Source organism: Komagataeibacter sucrofermentans DSM 15973 (assembly GCF_040581405.1).
Classification (GTDB): Bacteria; Pseudomonadota; Alphaproteobacteria; order Acetobacterales; family Acetobacteraceae; genus Komagataeibacter; species Komagataeibacter sucrofermentans.
Window position 1 is genome coordinate 1,092,647 of sequence record NZ_CP137157.1, and the last position, 13,248, is coordinate 1,105,894.

General features: G+C 61.4%; 19 protein-coding genes and 1 tRNA gene. 16 read left to right on the forward strand and 4 right to left on the reverse strand.

The annotated features are described in order from the left end of the window. Window positions 1-28 precede the first annotated feature (28 nt). From R5N89_RS05255 to R5N89_RS05310, 11 genes are all read left to right on the forward strand, one after another. Entirely contained in the window at window positions 29-955 is a 927-nt protein-coding gene (locus tag R5N89_RS05255) for a hypothetical protein (RefSeq protein WP_078525165.1), read from the forward strand. Window positions 956-1,356: 401 nt separating this feature from the next. Then, window positions 1,357-1,707: a helix-turn-helix domain-containing protein gene (locus R5N89_RS05265; protein ID WP_078527825.1), complete on the forward strand. Its 351-nt coding sequence runs from the start codon at window positions 1,357-1,359 to the stop codon at window positions 1,705-1,707. A gap of 85 nt (window positions 1,708-1,792) precedes the next feature. Continuing rightward, the gene (locus tag R5N89_RS05270; RefSeq protein ID WP_110569679.1) at window positions 1,793-2,188 is read left to right on the forward strand and encodes a hypothetical protein; all 396 of its coding nucleotides are present in this window, start codon (window positions 1,793-1,795) and stop codon (window positions 2,186-2,188) included. Further along, a complete protein-coding gene (locus tag R5N89_RS05275) occupies window positions 2,185-2,457 on the forward strand; it encodes a hypothetical protein (protein ID WP_110569680.1) in 273 nt (90 codons plus the stop codon). Before R5N89_RS05270 ends, R5N89_RS05275 begins: the two co-directional genes overlap by 4 nt. Further along, complete coding sequence (locus R5N89_RS05280) at window positions 2,454-2,750, forward strand: hypothetical protein (RefSeq protein WP_110569681.1); 297 nt, start codon at window positions 2,454-2,456, stop codon at window positions 2,748-2,750. Before R5N89_RS05275 ends, R5N89_RS05280 begins: the two co-directional genes overlap by 4 nt. Further along, the gene (locus tag R5N89_RS05285; RefSeq protein ID WP_265001319.1) at window positions 2,747-2,869 is read left to right on the forward strand and encodes a hypothetical protein; all 123 of its coding nucleotides are present in this window, start codon (window positions 2,747-2,749) and stop codon (window positions 2,867-2,869) included. Before R5N89_RS05280 ends, R5N89_RS05285 begins: the two co-directional genes overlap by 4 nt. Continuing rightward, window positions 2,866-3,276 carry a hypothetical protein gene (locus tag R5N89_RS05290; RefSeq protein ID WP_110569682.1) on the forward strand — a complete coding sequence of 137 codons (411 nt, stop codon included), beginning with the start codon at window positions 2,866-2,868 and terminating at the stop codon, window positions 3,274-3,276. The genes R5N89_RS05285 and R5N89_RS05290 overlap by 4 nt, the downstream gene beginning before the upstream one ends. Next, a complete protein-coding gene (locus tag R5N89_RS05295; RefSeq protein ID WP_110569683.1) occupies window positions 3,273-3,512 on the forward strand; it encodes a hypothetical protein in 240 nt (79 codons plus the stop codon). The genes R5N89_RS05290 and R5N89_RS05295 overlap by 4 nt, the downstream gene beginning before the upstream one ends. Continuing rightward, window positions 3,509-3,931, forward strand: a complete 423-nt coding sequence (locus R5N89_RS05300; RefSeq protein ID WP_110569684.1) for a hypothetical protein — start codon at window positions 3,509-3,511, stop codon at window positions 3,929-3,931. Before R5N89_RS05295 ends, R5N89_RS05300 begins: the two co-directional genes overlap by 4 nt. Continuing rightward, entirely contained in the window at window positions 3,928-4,239 is a 312-nt protein-coding gene (locus tag R5N89_RS05305) for an AlpA family transcriptional regulator (RefSeq protein ID WP_110569685.1), read from the forward strand. Before R5N89_RS05300 ends, R5N89_RS05305 begins: the two co-directional genes overlap by 4 nt. Continuing rightward, window positions 4,211-5,320 carry a tyrosine-type recombinase/integrase gene (locus tag R5N89_RS05310; RefSeq protein WP_110569686.1) on the forward strand — a complete coding sequence of 370 codons (1,110 nt, stop codon included), beginning with the start codon at window positions 4,211-4,213 and terminating at the stop codon, window positions 5,318-5,320. The genes R5N89_RS05305 and R5N89_RS05310 overlap by 29 nt, the downstream gene beginning before the upstream one ends. Window positions 5,321-5,387: 67 nt before the next feature. On the opposite strand, the gene R5N89_RS05315 is transcribed toward R5N89_RS05310, so the two are convergent. Further along, a tRNA-Met gene (locus R5N89_RS05315) sits at window positions 5,388-5,462 on the reverse strand. 178 nt (window positions 5,463-5,640) lie between these two features. Between R5N89_RS05315 and R5N89_RS05320 the strand changes: the two genes are divergently transcribed. Continuing rightward, the gene (locus tag R5N89_RS05320; protein WP_110569687.1) at window positions 5,641-6,873 is read left to right on the forward strand and encodes a mechanosensitive ion channel family protein; all 1,233 of its coding nucleotides are present in this window, start codon (window positions 5,641-5,643) and stop codon (window positions 6,871-6,873) included. Between the two features lie 18 nt (window positions 6,874-6,891). Here R5N89_RS05320 and R5N89_RS05325 read toward each other — a convergent pair whose 3' ends face one another. Beyond that, window positions 6,892-7,734 carry an undecaprenyl-diphosphate phosphatase gene (locus R5N89_RS05325; RefSeq protein WP_110569688.1) on the reverse strand — a complete coding sequence of 281 codons (843 nt, stop codon included), beginning with the start codon at window positions 7,732-7,734 and terminating at the stop codon, window positions 6,892-6,894. 123 nt (window positions 7,735-7,857) lie between these two features. On the opposite strand from R5N89_RS05325, the gene R5N89_RS05330 reads away from it, so the two are divergent. Together R5N89_RS05330 and R5N89_RS05335 are read left to right on the forward strand one after the other, a co-directional pair. Next, window positions 7,858-8,316 carry an MlaD family protein gene (locus R5N89_RS05330; protein ID WP_110569733.1) on the forward strand — a complete coding sequence of 153 codons (459 nt, stop codon included), beginning with the start codon at window positions 7,858-7,860 and terminating at the stop codon, window positions 8,314-8,316. Window positions 8,317-8,430: 114 nt separating this feature from the next. Beyond that, window positions 8,431-8,700 (forward strand): hypothetical protein, encoded by a 270-nt coding sequence (locus R5N89_RS05335; RefSeq protein ID WP_146220221.1) that lies wholly within the window; start codon window positions 8,431-8,433, stop codon window positions 8,698-8,700. A gap of 314 nt (window positions 8,701-9,014) precedes the next feature. On the opposite strand, the gene R5N89_RS05340 is transcribed toward R5N89_RS05335, so the two are convergent. After that, window positions 9,015-10,109 carry a D-alanine--D-alanine ligase gene (locus R5N89_RS05340; RefSeq protein WP_110569690.1) on the reverse strand — a complete coding sequence of 365 codons (1,095 nt, stop codon included), beginning with the start codon at window positions 10,107-10,109 and terminating at the stop codon, window positions 9,015-9,017. Next, on the reverse strand, window positions 10,106-10,684 hold the full coding sequence (locus tag R5N89_RS05345; protein WP_110569734.1) for a DedA family protein: 579 nt from the start codon (window positions 10,682-10,684) through the stop codon (window positions 10,106-10,108). The genes R5N89_RS05340 and R5N89_RS05345 overlap by 4 nt, the downstream gene beginning before the upstream one ends. Before the next feature lie 268 nt (window positions 10,685-10,952). Between R5N89_RS05345 and R5N89_RS05350 the strand changes: the two genes are divergently transcribed. Continuing rightward, entirely contained in the window at window positions 10,953-11,969 is a 1,017-nt protein-coding gene (locus R5N89_RS05350; protein ID WP_167400890.1) for a lytic transglycosylase domain-containing protein, read from the forward strand. After that, window positions 11,966-13,246: a D-alanyl-D-alanine carboxypeptidase family protein gene (locus R5N89_RS05355; RefSeq protein WP_110569691.1), complete on the forward strand. Its 1,281-nt coding sequence runs from the start codon at window positions 11,966-11,968 to the stop codon at window positions 13,244-13,246. Before R5N89_RS05350 ends, R5N89_RS05355 begins: the two co-directional genes overlap by 4 nt. The last annotated feature ends 2 nt before the right edge of the window (window positions 13,247-13,248 follow it).

The following is a 13,248-nucleotide window of genomic DNA, read 5'->3' on the forward strand; positions in this document are numbered from 1 at the left end:
CAAAACCCATGCTTATGCGGGCAGGACGATGCCCGCGCTGATCGGCATAGTAATCGTGCTGCTGGTCGGCACATGGATCTGGGGGAAGATAGAAGACGCCTATCATGCAACCATCGGGAAAGTGACGAATGGTGATAGTTTGTCGTTGATTCTGCTGTTTGCGTTTTGCGCCTTCGTACTGGTGTGTCTGTGCATCAATATGTTCGGGCGACGCAAAACTGCCGGGACCGATGGCACGCCTAACAACCGTCCCCAAAGCGCAGCAGGTGGCATTCAGAAACTGCCCCAGAACGCCATACTGGGCCGGTACACTGATGGAGTTGTCGACAATCTCGCAATCGGAGCAGGTGGCAAGGATAGCGTCCGTATTCCCCTGCACATCAGCTATCTGGGCGGAAGTGGAATACCGACCGACCGCAATATAGATGTCCTGTCGTACACGCTGGGATGGACGCCGAAGCACGTTGTTGTGCCACTCTATCTGATGGCTTTCTGCCACCTGCGGAATACGCAGCGCACGTTTCGCGCTGACCGCATCCTTGATGCCTATGATCCTGAAACAGGGGAGGAAATACAGGACTTGTGTGCCTATCTGGACGAAAAAGCCCCTTTGTGTCCACGTGAGCCCAAATACGCTGGTGATGACATCGAATTGCCCAACAATCGTCGTCGGGAACCATCCCGTGACACGATCTTGATCCCGATCTCTCCGTGCAATCTCGTCGTCGAGTATGAAGATCAGAACGGACCAGAAACAAGTGTCGGCACCGTTGAATCGTTCACTTACGTCGTCAATCAGCGCGTGACCGTGGTGATCGATATCAATATCCGACGTGCCTCTGACCAGAAAACGCAGATCGTCAAATACCGACAGGTCACATCTGCGACTGATCCCGCAAGCGGCGGCGCTATTCCCAGTCTGGGCAAGTGGCTCTGGTCGCATCGCATCCGGTAGGGAACAGCATGACCGCCACGCACAGGCCAAGGCAGGGAAGTGTGTTCTCATGCTGCCCCCCGCTGTCCAGTATGTCTGGCGGGCAGTTCCCGACATGGGGCTGTCAGTGCTTGTGCGTGCTGCTGTGGCTCGGGGCCAAACACATCCGGACGAATCGCGTGCGGTGATATGCCTGACAAGCTAGCTACGGTCAGTACATGCACGCTGGGAACCTTTTTCCAGCGGCATACCGCCGAATGGGTTTTCCCGATGGCCTCTCCGATACGAGAAGGGCCACCTGCCGCCCGAATGATATTCCGTACATCCATGCTAGAGAGTGAGCATAACTCACATTCATATGTCAAGCGCGTGCGTGCGCCAAGCTCACACATGGATTGTGCCTAGTGGGCATACTCATTCACATGGAATCTAAGAAAACCATCGGACAGCGCATTCGTGAGCTGCGTAAAGAGATGCAAATGAAACAGGCCGATTTTGTATCTGGGCTGTCTATTTCGCGTTCTTATTTATCCAAAATCGAAAATGGTGATGAGCAACCTGGACGGGAGCTACTCATCAGAATGTGCAGTGAATTTGGAATATCCCTCGACTGGCTGACGTCAGGAGTTGGAGACATGCGGAAGGCCGAGGCCCAAAACGATGAGGAGGCCCTTCTTCTCTATGCGTTTCGGTCTATGCCTCGGGACGAGGCAGAGACACATTTGAAGCTCATGCTACAGCGCGTCAAAAAGGACGTCATCGGGGATGCATGAGTGTGCATAGCTCACAAATCGCTTGACTAAAAATGTGAGCTAATATCACATTCCCTTCATCGCCACCCGCGATGGAGGTTTTTTTGTGTCTACCGATTCCAATATCCGGCCGGAACCGCCCGGCGACCTGATCCGCATCGAGCCGCCAGAGCAGCTTATCGAGTTGCATACCCTGCGCCTTGGGGAGACCGGCCGCGATCGCTGCGTGACCTTCACCGCTGCGGATGAAGCCCGTGCCCGAGCACTCATCGCCGATACCGAGCATGACTGCCTGAAAAAAGGCGAAATGCCCTTCCGCCTGACTGTGCTCCGTGCCCAGCGGGTAGCCACGGCCACCAGTCTGATCCGTATGCTGAGCGGCACTGTCACATTCCCGTCGGCTCTGCACCCCATGGAAGTGTCAGAGCTGCAGCAGAAATGGCAGGCTTTTCTGGCAACCGTTCTGGCCGAGAAAATTGCGGACAACGGGGAAGGTCAATGACTGTCCCGCTTCACGCGGTCTCGCTTGGTGAAGTGCAGGACCTACAATCCGCGGTCCTGCTCCGCCAGGACTGTGAGCGCCAGATGCGCGCCGCCCTGTCCAGCAGCCCCACGCCCGGCCTTGTCCTCACCCACGCTGAACGCTGGCGTATCCGCCACTGCATCGCGCAGCTCACGCGCGCGCTCGATGCCGAGGATATCGCCCTGCACCAGATCAGCCGCCACCGCGCTGCCAGCCATACCCCGAACAGGAAAGAAACTGCGGCATGACCGACATTTTCCGCCCTCTGTCACCGCGCGACCTCGCCGCGCGCATGACCCTCGTCAACCAGTCCGTCAGCCAGAACCTGCTGCATCAGTTCAACCGGTTCATGATCGATGCCGAGCAGGCCAAGGCCGAGGGCATACCACAGGCCTGCCGCCACGCCACCGCCCAGGCCGATGCCCGCTGGCAGGACATGGAAAGCATGCTCATGGGGGCCGCCCCGATCGACCGCACTGGCGGCGAGATCGAGGCCAGCCTGTTCGCCCAGCGCCGCAAAGCGGGGAAGGTGCGGTCATGAGGCTACCCCGGCCAATCCGCCAGCAGCTTCCCACCACCCAGCAGGTTCTGGGCTGCGTGGTGTTCTACGCCCTCATGTGGGGTGCCAGCCTCCTGCTCGTGCTGGAGTGCCTGCCATGAAGCCGAAAGAGCGCGACATGCAGGAAAAGGTGCTGGGAGCCCACCGTGAGGCGATCCGTATCACCCGCGAGCCGTCCGTAACCGCCCACACCGTGTGGCACTGCATGCCCGGCCTCAAGCGCCGCTCGCACGTCACGCGCATCCTGAATAGCCTTGTCGACAAGGGCCTGCTCGCCATCAGCGGCCATCAAGGCCAGCGGGGCAAGTTCGTGGTCACCTACGGCATGCCGGGCAGGATTGGAGGCACGGCATTCAGTGATCTGTCGGAAATGACGGGCCGCGCAGCCCCGCCGTCGCGCCGATCTGATCAGGCATTCACCGACGGCTATCGGGAAGAGCGTAAGGCAGTCCTGCATGCTCCCCTCTCTGGTGAGAACCGTCTGGCTATCACGGGAGAGGTCGCATGAAGCTGCCTGTCAGGCGAAAGCGCATTACCGCGGCAACCATCAAGGCTGGATGGAAAAAGAAAGCACGTGCTCTCACCCAGCCCCAACGCCAGCAGGCCCTCGATATGCTCCGGTCTGGAGCAACTATCGGATCGGTTCAGGAGACCCTTGAAATTGATACGGGCACTGTCCTGGGCATCCTTGAACTGTGCACCGTCAAGACCGTGATCACGTCCCTGAAGGAGGTCGCTCCATGACCACCATTCCCAGCGCGGTAGTGGAGGCTGCCGCGCGTGCGCTGTGCGAATCATACAATGACCCGCGTGGCCCCGATGCAATGGTCATGACCATCAAGGGCGGCACGTTGGTGCCCAACTGGCAGACCTATCGCCGGGCTGCGGCCAATGTCCTGATTGCGGCGGCCTACGCATCCAAGGGTCTGAAACCTCAAGCCCTTGATGACCAGGCGCATCCATGCCTGCGCGGGCTCCAGTTCGGCCGGGAGATCTACGATGTCGAGATATACGGCAACGGTCAGGGCGAATACCTCGGCATCGTGGTCGAGGAGGGTGGCCCATGCTGTATCGTGTTCCGTGGCCCGCTGGTGACCGAGGGCGGCCGCAAGCTCATCCGTGCACGTGGCACACAGGCCTGGCCGAAGGGCACGGAAACATGAAGGACGCGTCGCGCCTGCCATACTGGCCGCGCGCAATGAGCGAAGATATGGCGGCAGCCTACGCAGGCGGCATTAGCGTCACCACGCTCAGGCGCGAGGTGGCGGAAGGTCGGGCTCCCCGGCCACATCATATCTCCGGCCGTCGTGTCGTGTGGTTCATTGAGGAACTCGATGCCTGGCTGGACCAGATCAAGGGCGGCAACGCGAATAAGCCGTCAGAAGTCAAGCAGACTCCAAACTCATGGGCTGCAGCAGCTGCTGCAGCCACAGGAAAAAGCCGTGGCCAACGTCGTTCTCCCTTACGTTAATGCCTACCAGTCCCGTCGCAGGAAGTATTTCTATTACCGCCGTGCGGGTGTGCGGTTGCGGATTGCCGGAGAGATGGGCAGCCCCGCGTTTTTCCAGTCTTATCAGGAAATCCATGAGCGCTTCGAACGCAATGAGCAGCCACGTCCCGGTATTGTACCGGGCAGCCTGATCGAATTGATCACTCGCTATCGCGCAACACCCGAATGGGCGCAGCTCAAGCCCAGCACCCGCAAGGACTATGAAAAATTTCTCCAGCCGTTGGAGGATGATTTTGGCACGGCCCTCGTGGCCGAACTGGACCGGGCGGCCGTTCGCCTGGTCAGGGACCGATATGCAACCCGACCGGGCCGGAAAGAAGGGGATGGTCCAATCCCCAGCCCGCGCCGCGCCAATAAAACCGTATCAATGCTGTCGATCCTGATGAGCTATGCGATCGAGATTGGCATGCGTACGGACAACCCCGCATTGAGACCGAAGCGCCTCAAGACAGGACCGGGATACCGGGCCTGGACACGCGAGGAAATCCAGACCTTTCTGGGCGAGATGCCTGAGTTCCGTCTCCCTCTGTTGCTGGCGTTGGGAACCGGTCAGCGCGGCATTGATCTGATTGCCATGACATGGAGTAGCTTTGACGGGGACGTCATTGAGGTCGTGCAGGAAAAAACAGGTGCCAAGGTATGGATACCCTGTCATCCGGAACTGCAGGAAGCGCTTGAGCGAGAACTGACCCTACGCACGGCACAGACCATTCTGACAACTGATACAGGCAGGCCATGGGAACTCGGGTCATTTCAGACCGCTGTGAGCAAAGCAATTCGCGGCGCGGGGCTGCGCGGTATCGTCTGGCACGGCCTGCGCGCCACAGCAGCCTCATGGCTGGCGGAGATGGGATGTACCGAGCGGGAAATCATGTCGATCACAGGTCACACAACGGCAGCATCGGTGAGTGTGTATGTGCGCCATGCCGAGCAGAAAACGCGCGCCGTCAATGCCATTGCCAAGTTCTCTGCCCGTGCGCTTGATGCCAAGCGGCAGAGAAGGGGAGTGACTAGCGTTTCTGAAAATGGGGAAATCAAGTGACTAGCATCAGCCTCACAAAAGGGCTGTATCAGGATGCCAAGTCCTTGAAAATAAACCCTAACGCAGATGGTAGCGGTGGACGGATTTGAACCGCCGACCAAGGGATTATGATTCCCCTGCTCTACCGCTGAGCTACACCGCCATCGCGTTAGGATGAGTGCGGAATACCCGCGCTTATGGGGCAAGTCAACCCGTGTTTTCGCATTCGGTTTCAAAACACATAAAAAAGCCCCGGATTTGGCACATCCACCCGATAGGGGGTACTAAGGCAGACCCACCCCCCAAAACGGCAACAACCAGAAAAAGGCTGCGCATCCTTCGTGAAAACCGAATTCCTTACACTTCTGACCCACATCAGGCACCTGTTCGGATGGCTGCCGGGACTGCTGTCCTCCATCCTCATGCTGTGTGTGGCCGGACTGGTGGCGGAAATGTTCAGCCGGTTCATCACGAAACTCATCGTGCGCATACCGGGGCAGAAGCGCGGGGCCTTCGTGCGCTCCTTCACCATGGCCATGCAGCGTCCGGTGCGCATCATGCTGGTCATCGTGTTTGTGGGCACCGCGCTGCCGGTGTCGGGCCTGCCGTATGACATCATGCAGGCCACAACCCACGCGCTGGTGGTGCTGTTCGTGCTCATGCTTGGTTATGCCGCCGTCGTGGCCACCCGCATCCTGTCCGATGCGTATCTCAAGCGCATCAACGGCAAGGATGACAAGGACGACATCCTGCTGCGCACCCACATGACACAGGTGCGCGTGCTGCGCCGCACGAGCGACCTGCTGATCGGCCTGCTCACCATAGGCGCGGCTCTGATGACATTCGAGCCGGTGCGGCAGTATGGGCTGAGCCTGTTCGCCTCCGCCGGTGCCGCATCGCTGGTCGTGGGTCTGGCCGCCCGCCCGCTGCTGACCAACCTGTTCGCGGGCATGCAGATCGCCATGACCCAGCCCATCCGCATGGAAGACCTCATCATCATCAACGGCGACTGGGCGTGGGTGGAGGAAATAACCTCCACCTATGTCGTGCTGCGGGTGTGGGACTGGCGGCGGCATATCGTGCCGATCTCGTATTTTCTTGAAAATACGTTCCAGAACTGGACCCATAATTCGGCGGCCCTGATCGGGGTGGTGTTCCTGCATCTTGATTTCAACGCGCCGATGGACCGCATCCGCGAGCGCCTGCGCGAGATCGTGCATTCAGCACCGTTGTGGGATGGCAAGGAATTCGCAGTTCAGGTGGCCGACTGCAATGCCCATGTCATGACCGTGCGCGTCATTGCCAGTGCGCGCTCGGCCATGCAGAGCTGGGACCTGCGCTGCGAGATCCGCGAACAGATCATCGCCTTCCTGCGTGATGAATGCCCCGAGGCGCTGCCGCGTGAGCGCCTGTCTCATGTGGCATCCGTCTCGGGGCTTGATGTGATGACGGACCCGGCATCCCTGTCGCCCCCGGTCAGGCGGCCGCCGCCGGGGGCCTATCTTGGTCCGCGCAATGGCGCGGGTGGTGCTGGCATGGGGTTCAGCGATGGTGGCGGGCAGGGCCATGGCTGAGCGCCCCATGCGGGTCGGTCAGAACGACAGGTAGAGGAACGCGACCACGCCCGCGCCCATGCAGTACCAGCCAAACGGGCGCAGCGCCCAGTCCTCATGGTCGCGGAAGTAGCGCATAAGGATGCCCGTGCACACCAGCGCCACGACACCCGCCACGATGGCGGCGATGATGGCCATGTGCATCTGTTCGGGCTGGGGTGGGGCATGGCGCAGCTTCAGCGCCTCGAGCACGGTTGCGGCCAGAATGACCGGCTGCGCCATGAGGAAGGAGAAGCGCGCCGAATTCTCATGCGAAAGCCCGCGCAGCAGCCCGCCCACAATGCACGCGCCCGAGCGCGACAGGCCGGGAAAGAACGCAAGGCACTGGAACAGTCCGATCACCAGCGCCTCGCCAAAGCCGAGGGAGGCGAGCGGGCGGTCGTTGTGGTGGCGCAGTGTGGCGCGCATGCGGTCCACGGCTAGGAGCATGACGCCATTGAGGGTAAGAAAAACAGCAGCATAACGCGCCGTGCCGAACAGGTTGCGGATGGCATGCTCGAACAGGCCGCCAATCACCACGGCGGGAATGGTGGCCACGCACAGCAGGGCAAGGATGCGGATGCTGTCCATCTGGCAGGTCTCGCCATGACGGCCCGCAGCGCCCGTGAACAGCGCCACCCAGTCGCGCCAGAAAAAGACCAGAAGGGCCGCACAGGTGCCCAGGTGCAGCATGACCAGCAGGGGCAGGAACATCTCCCCATGCAGGTCGAGTGGCCAGTGCAGCATTGCCGGCACGATGGCCGCATGCCCCAGGCTGCTGATGGGGAACTGTTCGGTCGCCCCCTGAATGATGGCAATAATGATAGCCTGAAGGAGTGTCATTGTCCCCCCGTCCATGACGCAGTAGAATGAAAAGATAAGGCAAGGTGTTGCGCCGCATTCCCCTCGCACCGCATTGCGGCAGCTTTGGGGATGGTGTGGCGCACGGGCGGGCAGGGAACCAGCATGGCACGGCAGAGAAGTGGAGCGATCATATGCAGCGGGCTGGTCCTTCTGGTGGCGGGCGGGTTCTGTATTTACGCCCGGGCCTCGCAAAGCGGCGGATCACATGATCGCTATCCCGTCATGGCGCGGTTCGTTTCAGCCAACGGGCTGAAGGTTGGCGCGGATGTTGACATGGATGGCGTGCCCGTGGGCCGCGTCACCTCCATCGCGCTCGACCCCGCCACGTACATGGCCAATGTGGGGTTTACACTCGACCGCACCGTGTTGCTACCGGAAGATACAACCATTTCAATCGGTAGCCCCACGCTCACGGCCGATACCGCGCTGATGGTCGAGGCCGGGCAGGCCCCGGGCCGCATTGCGCCGGGCACCGTCATTACAAATACGCGCGAACCGCTCAGCCTCGAGCAGCAGGTGAGCAACTACATTTTTGGCAATGGTGGCCTGCCCAGCAATTAAGCCGTCTTGCTGATGGCGGCGGAGGCCTGATGCGCCTCCTGCCAAGACAGGCACGGGTTATATGATTTTTATTGTGCAATATTAAAAAAGAAACACGCGAGCGTTTCACGGGCGATGGAGCAGGAAGGAAATATCTGTATCAAACTCGACAGGGCAGAGGTGCTGATCCTGTTTGAAATTCTATCGCGGGAAATGGACCGTCCCCGATACGGAAAATTTCAGGCTTTTGCCGGTTCTGATGCGCAGATATGGGCCTTTGACGGACTGCTTGCCGCCCTCGAGCACGTGCTGTCCGAACCTTTCAGCCACGATTATGATCGGTTGCTGTCAGAAGCCGCCAATGCCCTGATCCGGCGGCGCGGCCGAATTGAACCTGAATGGTAACATGGAGGCTGAAGGGATAAGTATATTTACTATAACAATAAATAATATTCAAAATCTGACAATCAGGTTTATTTATATTTAACAAAATAAGAGCAATGCATCTTTCTTTTTTATCCGTTATGCATAATACATACTATGAATTATAGTTGAAATGCTCCCATTTTGGGTGAGCGCGCCAAATAAATATCAATTTCCGTCGTACCGGGGGCAGCATTGCGGTATGCGGGCCCTACGGTAATGAACGCCCCCTGCATCTGCCTGCAACAATGGAGTGCAGGGCGTCTGTAGCCGCGATGCATGACCATCGCGCAGGTTCAGTCGTTAAGCGGGTAAGTGGCCATGAGTTTGCGCTGGCGCAGCCAGGCGCGGAGCATGGCCATCGCGCCGCTGCTCTTCCAGCCCTCGCGGCGCTTCTTGGCGCCGATGCGGAAAGTTTCGCCGTAATGCTCGAACTGCGTGGCGTAGGCCTCGCGCAGGGTGGTGCGCGCATCCCAGATATGGGTGGCCTCGGAGCCGACGCCATTGATCTCGATGATCTGGAAATCCTTGCCCTCGCGCAAATGGGCGAGACTCAGGGCCTTGGCGTCGATGCGGCCAAAATGAAAATCGGGAATATCGCGCATGATCGCGTTCACCCGCGCAGTCAGTTCAGGCGTGATGTCGGCGGCGCAATCATGAAAGATCGAGCCCTTGCAGTGATTGCCCGCAAAGACCAGCGGCAGTGACTGCCCGGCGGGCGGCACTTCGTTCAGGCGGGGCCTGAGGCGGGGGATGTAGATGTGCGGCACAAGACGGGTGCGCGGGTCGGCGTGGAGCAGTTCCTCTACCGTGGAGTGGCCATCGCCCGTAAGGCAGGGCACTTCCTTGTAGGTGAGCGAGGTGATGCGGCCCTCCGCCTCATCGGGGTGGCGGATGTAGAATATGCCCACCTCATGCCCGTAGGGGATCAGGTGCTGCAGCATGACCGGCACCCCGCGGCCAAAGGCGGCCAGGCCTTCGCGCAGGCTGTCGGCATCGCGCATGATGCGCACGCCGGTGCCGTTGCAGCCCACATCAGGCTTGAGCACGACGGGAAAGGACAGGCCCGCCTGTTCCATGGCGGCCAGCGCGCGGGCGGTGTCGTTCTCGCCCGTGGTCAGCACCGCGTAGGGGGCGATCCACTGCCGCGCCTCGTCGCCTGCCATGTCCAGGATCGAGCTTTTGCTCTCGCCACACAGGCCGCCGGTCTCGATGCGGGGGTTGGCGGCGGTAGGCAGGCTGAAATCGCGGTAGCGCAGCCCGAGCATGATCCAGTACAGCACGATGGGGGTATAGAAGATCCAGCCGGGCCAGAACTCGAAGGCGGAAACCGTGGGGGCGGCAGGCTGCGCATCGGGTCGGCCGTTCACGGTGGTGGTGGTGTCGGTCATCTGGTCTCGTTACCCTGCAAACGTGCGATCATGCGGCTTATCAGAAGGATGGTCAGGACAAAACCACCCATGCCCGCCCATTTCCATGTTCCCAGATGGTCGATCAGGAACTGCCCCACCTGAAGCGAGACGAGAAACAGCATGGTTGTCCATATCAGCGTGGCCAGGATGGCCGCGATACAGAACAGCCCGAACCGGGCATGGAAGAAACCACACGCGGTATAAAGCGGCAAGCGGGCGCCGGGCACGAAGCGGCTGATGAACACGATGCGGAACACGTTGCGGTCAAACCACTTGCCCTCGCGCGCGCCACCGGGCAGCGTGATCCAGCGCCGCGCGGGCGGCCACAATGCCGCCAGCCTGCCCATGCCATACAGCCCCATGTCACCCACCACGATGCCGATATACAGCGCCACCAGCGCCACCCATAGCGCCACATGCCCGGTGCGCACCTGCATGGCGGTCAGGATCGTGGCGGCATCCTCCAGTATGAAGGTGCCGACAATGATCGCCAGCGCCTGCAGGAAGGGGGAGGCGCCCGCCGTGGCCAGGAAAGCTGTCAGCGACGCGGGCATGCGGCGCGCTTTTGCACATCCGGGCGGGACGGGCGGGAAAAACCGTGGCTGGACAAGAACATGCCTTTTGGTCGGCCCGGCATGCGGGCAGGTAAGAAAGATCGGCCATTCACCCAACGCGGGGCGGCGTCCGGCGTTCTTGTCGCATGCTTCGCCTATGGTCACAAACGCGAAATTATGTCGCATAATGTATCGCACGGCCTGCCAGGGGGGTGCTGGTGCAAGTCAGAGATTGAAACGGGCGTGGTGGCGTGGCACAGCATCGGACATGCTCGTACGTCGTCGCCTCCTTCATGCCGCCGCCGCCTCCCTTGCCGGGGCGGGTGCCGCGTGGCTGCTGCCCGCGCAGGCGGCACGTCACAGGCCCCCGGCCACGCCTGCGGCCAGCGGGGATTACACCGCCTTTCTCGCCGCCATCCGGCGCGAGGCGAGTCGGCAGGGGCTGAACGCGCCTGCCGTAACCCAGGCGCTCGATCTGCAAGCGCCCAACGCGCAGGTGATCCAGCGCGACCGCAACCAGCCGGAGTTTCATCTGACCTGGGCGCAGTACCGCAGTCGCGTGCTTGGCGCGCGCAAGATCAGTGACGGGCGCACGGCCTTCGCCGCCCAGCGCGGCGTGCTCGAGCAGCAGGTGCTGACCCGCTATAACGTCGCGCCCGGTGCGGTGATGGGCATCTGGGGGCTGGAATCGGCCTATGGCGCGCTGACCGGCAAATTCACTGTGGTCGACGCGCTGTGCACGCTGGCGTTCGAGGGCAGGCGGGCGCAGTTCTTCCATGATGAGCTGTTCCACGCGCTCGCCATTCTCAATGCGGGCGACATCACGCCAGACCTCATGACCGGCAGCTACGCCGGCGCCATGGGCCAGCCGCAGTTCATGCCCAGCGCCTACCTCAAATACGCCGTGGATATCGATGGCGATGGCAGGCGCGACATCTGGCACTCCATGCCCGACATCTTCGGCTCCATCGCCAACTATCTGGCAGGCTCGGGCTGGGTGGGGGGCGAAAGCTGGGGGCAGGAGATCACCGTGCCCGACAGCGTGGCGCAATCCGCACTCGGGCGCACCCACACCCGCACCCATGCGGAATGGATGGCCATGGGCATCCGCCAGATGGGCGGCGCGCCCTTTGCCGACCCCGCCACGACCGGCGCGGTGCTGCGCCCCGATGGGCCAGGGGGCGAGGCTTTCATGGTCTATCGCAATTTCGCCGCGATCCGTCGCTACAATCCTTCCGATTTCTATGCGCTGGCCGTGGGCCTGCTCGGTAACGAAATCACGTGACGGCTCCCGTCACGCCAGTCGTGCGCGCGGCTGGCACCTACCGGACCAAGGACGCAATGCACACCCGACGTTTCCTTCTGGCTGGGGCCACCAGCCTTCTTGTCTCTTCCACCGCGCTTGCCGCACCCGCGGCCCGACGCCGCCACCCCGCCGGTCCTGCCGCTGTTGACGCGGCGGCGCCGGTCGTTGCGTCCTCGCCCGCCAACAGCCTCATCGGCCCGATCGACACCATCGCGCGCTGGGCGTGCATTGTTGATTACACCACCGGCGCCGTGATCCTGGAGAAGGCGGCCGACGAGCGCATGCCGCCCTCATCACTGACCAAGATGATGACTGCCTATATCGTGTTCGGCATGCTGCGCGCGGGCCGACTGACGCTGGAGCAGATGCTGCCGGTGAGCGAGAAGGCATGGCGCATGCAGGGCTCGAAGATGTTCGTGCCGCTCAATGGCACCGTGGCCGTGGCCGACCTGATCCAGGGCATGGTGATCCAGTCCGGCAACGATGCCTGCATCGTGCTGGCGGAAGGCGTGGCAGGCTCGGAGGATCAGTTCGTGAGCCTCATGAACACGCAGGCAGCGCAGATGGGCATGACCAATACCCACTTTCTCAACGTAACCGGCTGGCCGATGGACGGGCATTACATGTCCGCGCGTGATGTGGCGACCATCGCCATGCACCTGATTCACGATTACCCCGAATACTACCATTTCTTCTCGGAAAAGAGCTTCCGCTACAACAAGATCACGCAGGAAAACCGCAATGCGCTGGTGGTCAAGGGCGTGGCCGACGGGCTCAAGACCGGCCACACCGACGCCGGTGGCTTTGGCCTGTGCGCCAGCGCCGAGCGCGGCGGCAACCGCGTGGTCATGGCCATCAACGGCCTGCCCAGCAGCAATGCCCGCGCCAATGAGGGCGAGCGGCTGTTCGAGTGGTCGTTCGTCAATTTCGAGAACGCGACGCTGCTCCATAACGGCGCGGTGGTGGATCATGCCCCGGTCTGGCTGGGGCAGGCGCCCACCGTGCCGCTGGTGGCCACCCGTGATGTCACGCTCACCCTGCCGCATGGCTGGCAGAACCGGGTGCATGTGAGCATGGACTACCGCAGCCCCGTGCCCGCCCCGGTCACGGCGGGCCAGCAGCTTGGCGAGATGGTGATTGCCAATACGGGTCTTGCCGAGATCCGCATTCCGCTGGTGGCGGGCGCCGATGTGCCCCGCCTTGGCCTGATGGGCCGCGCCACGGCGGTGCTGGGGCGCAAGCTGGGGCATGGCTAGGT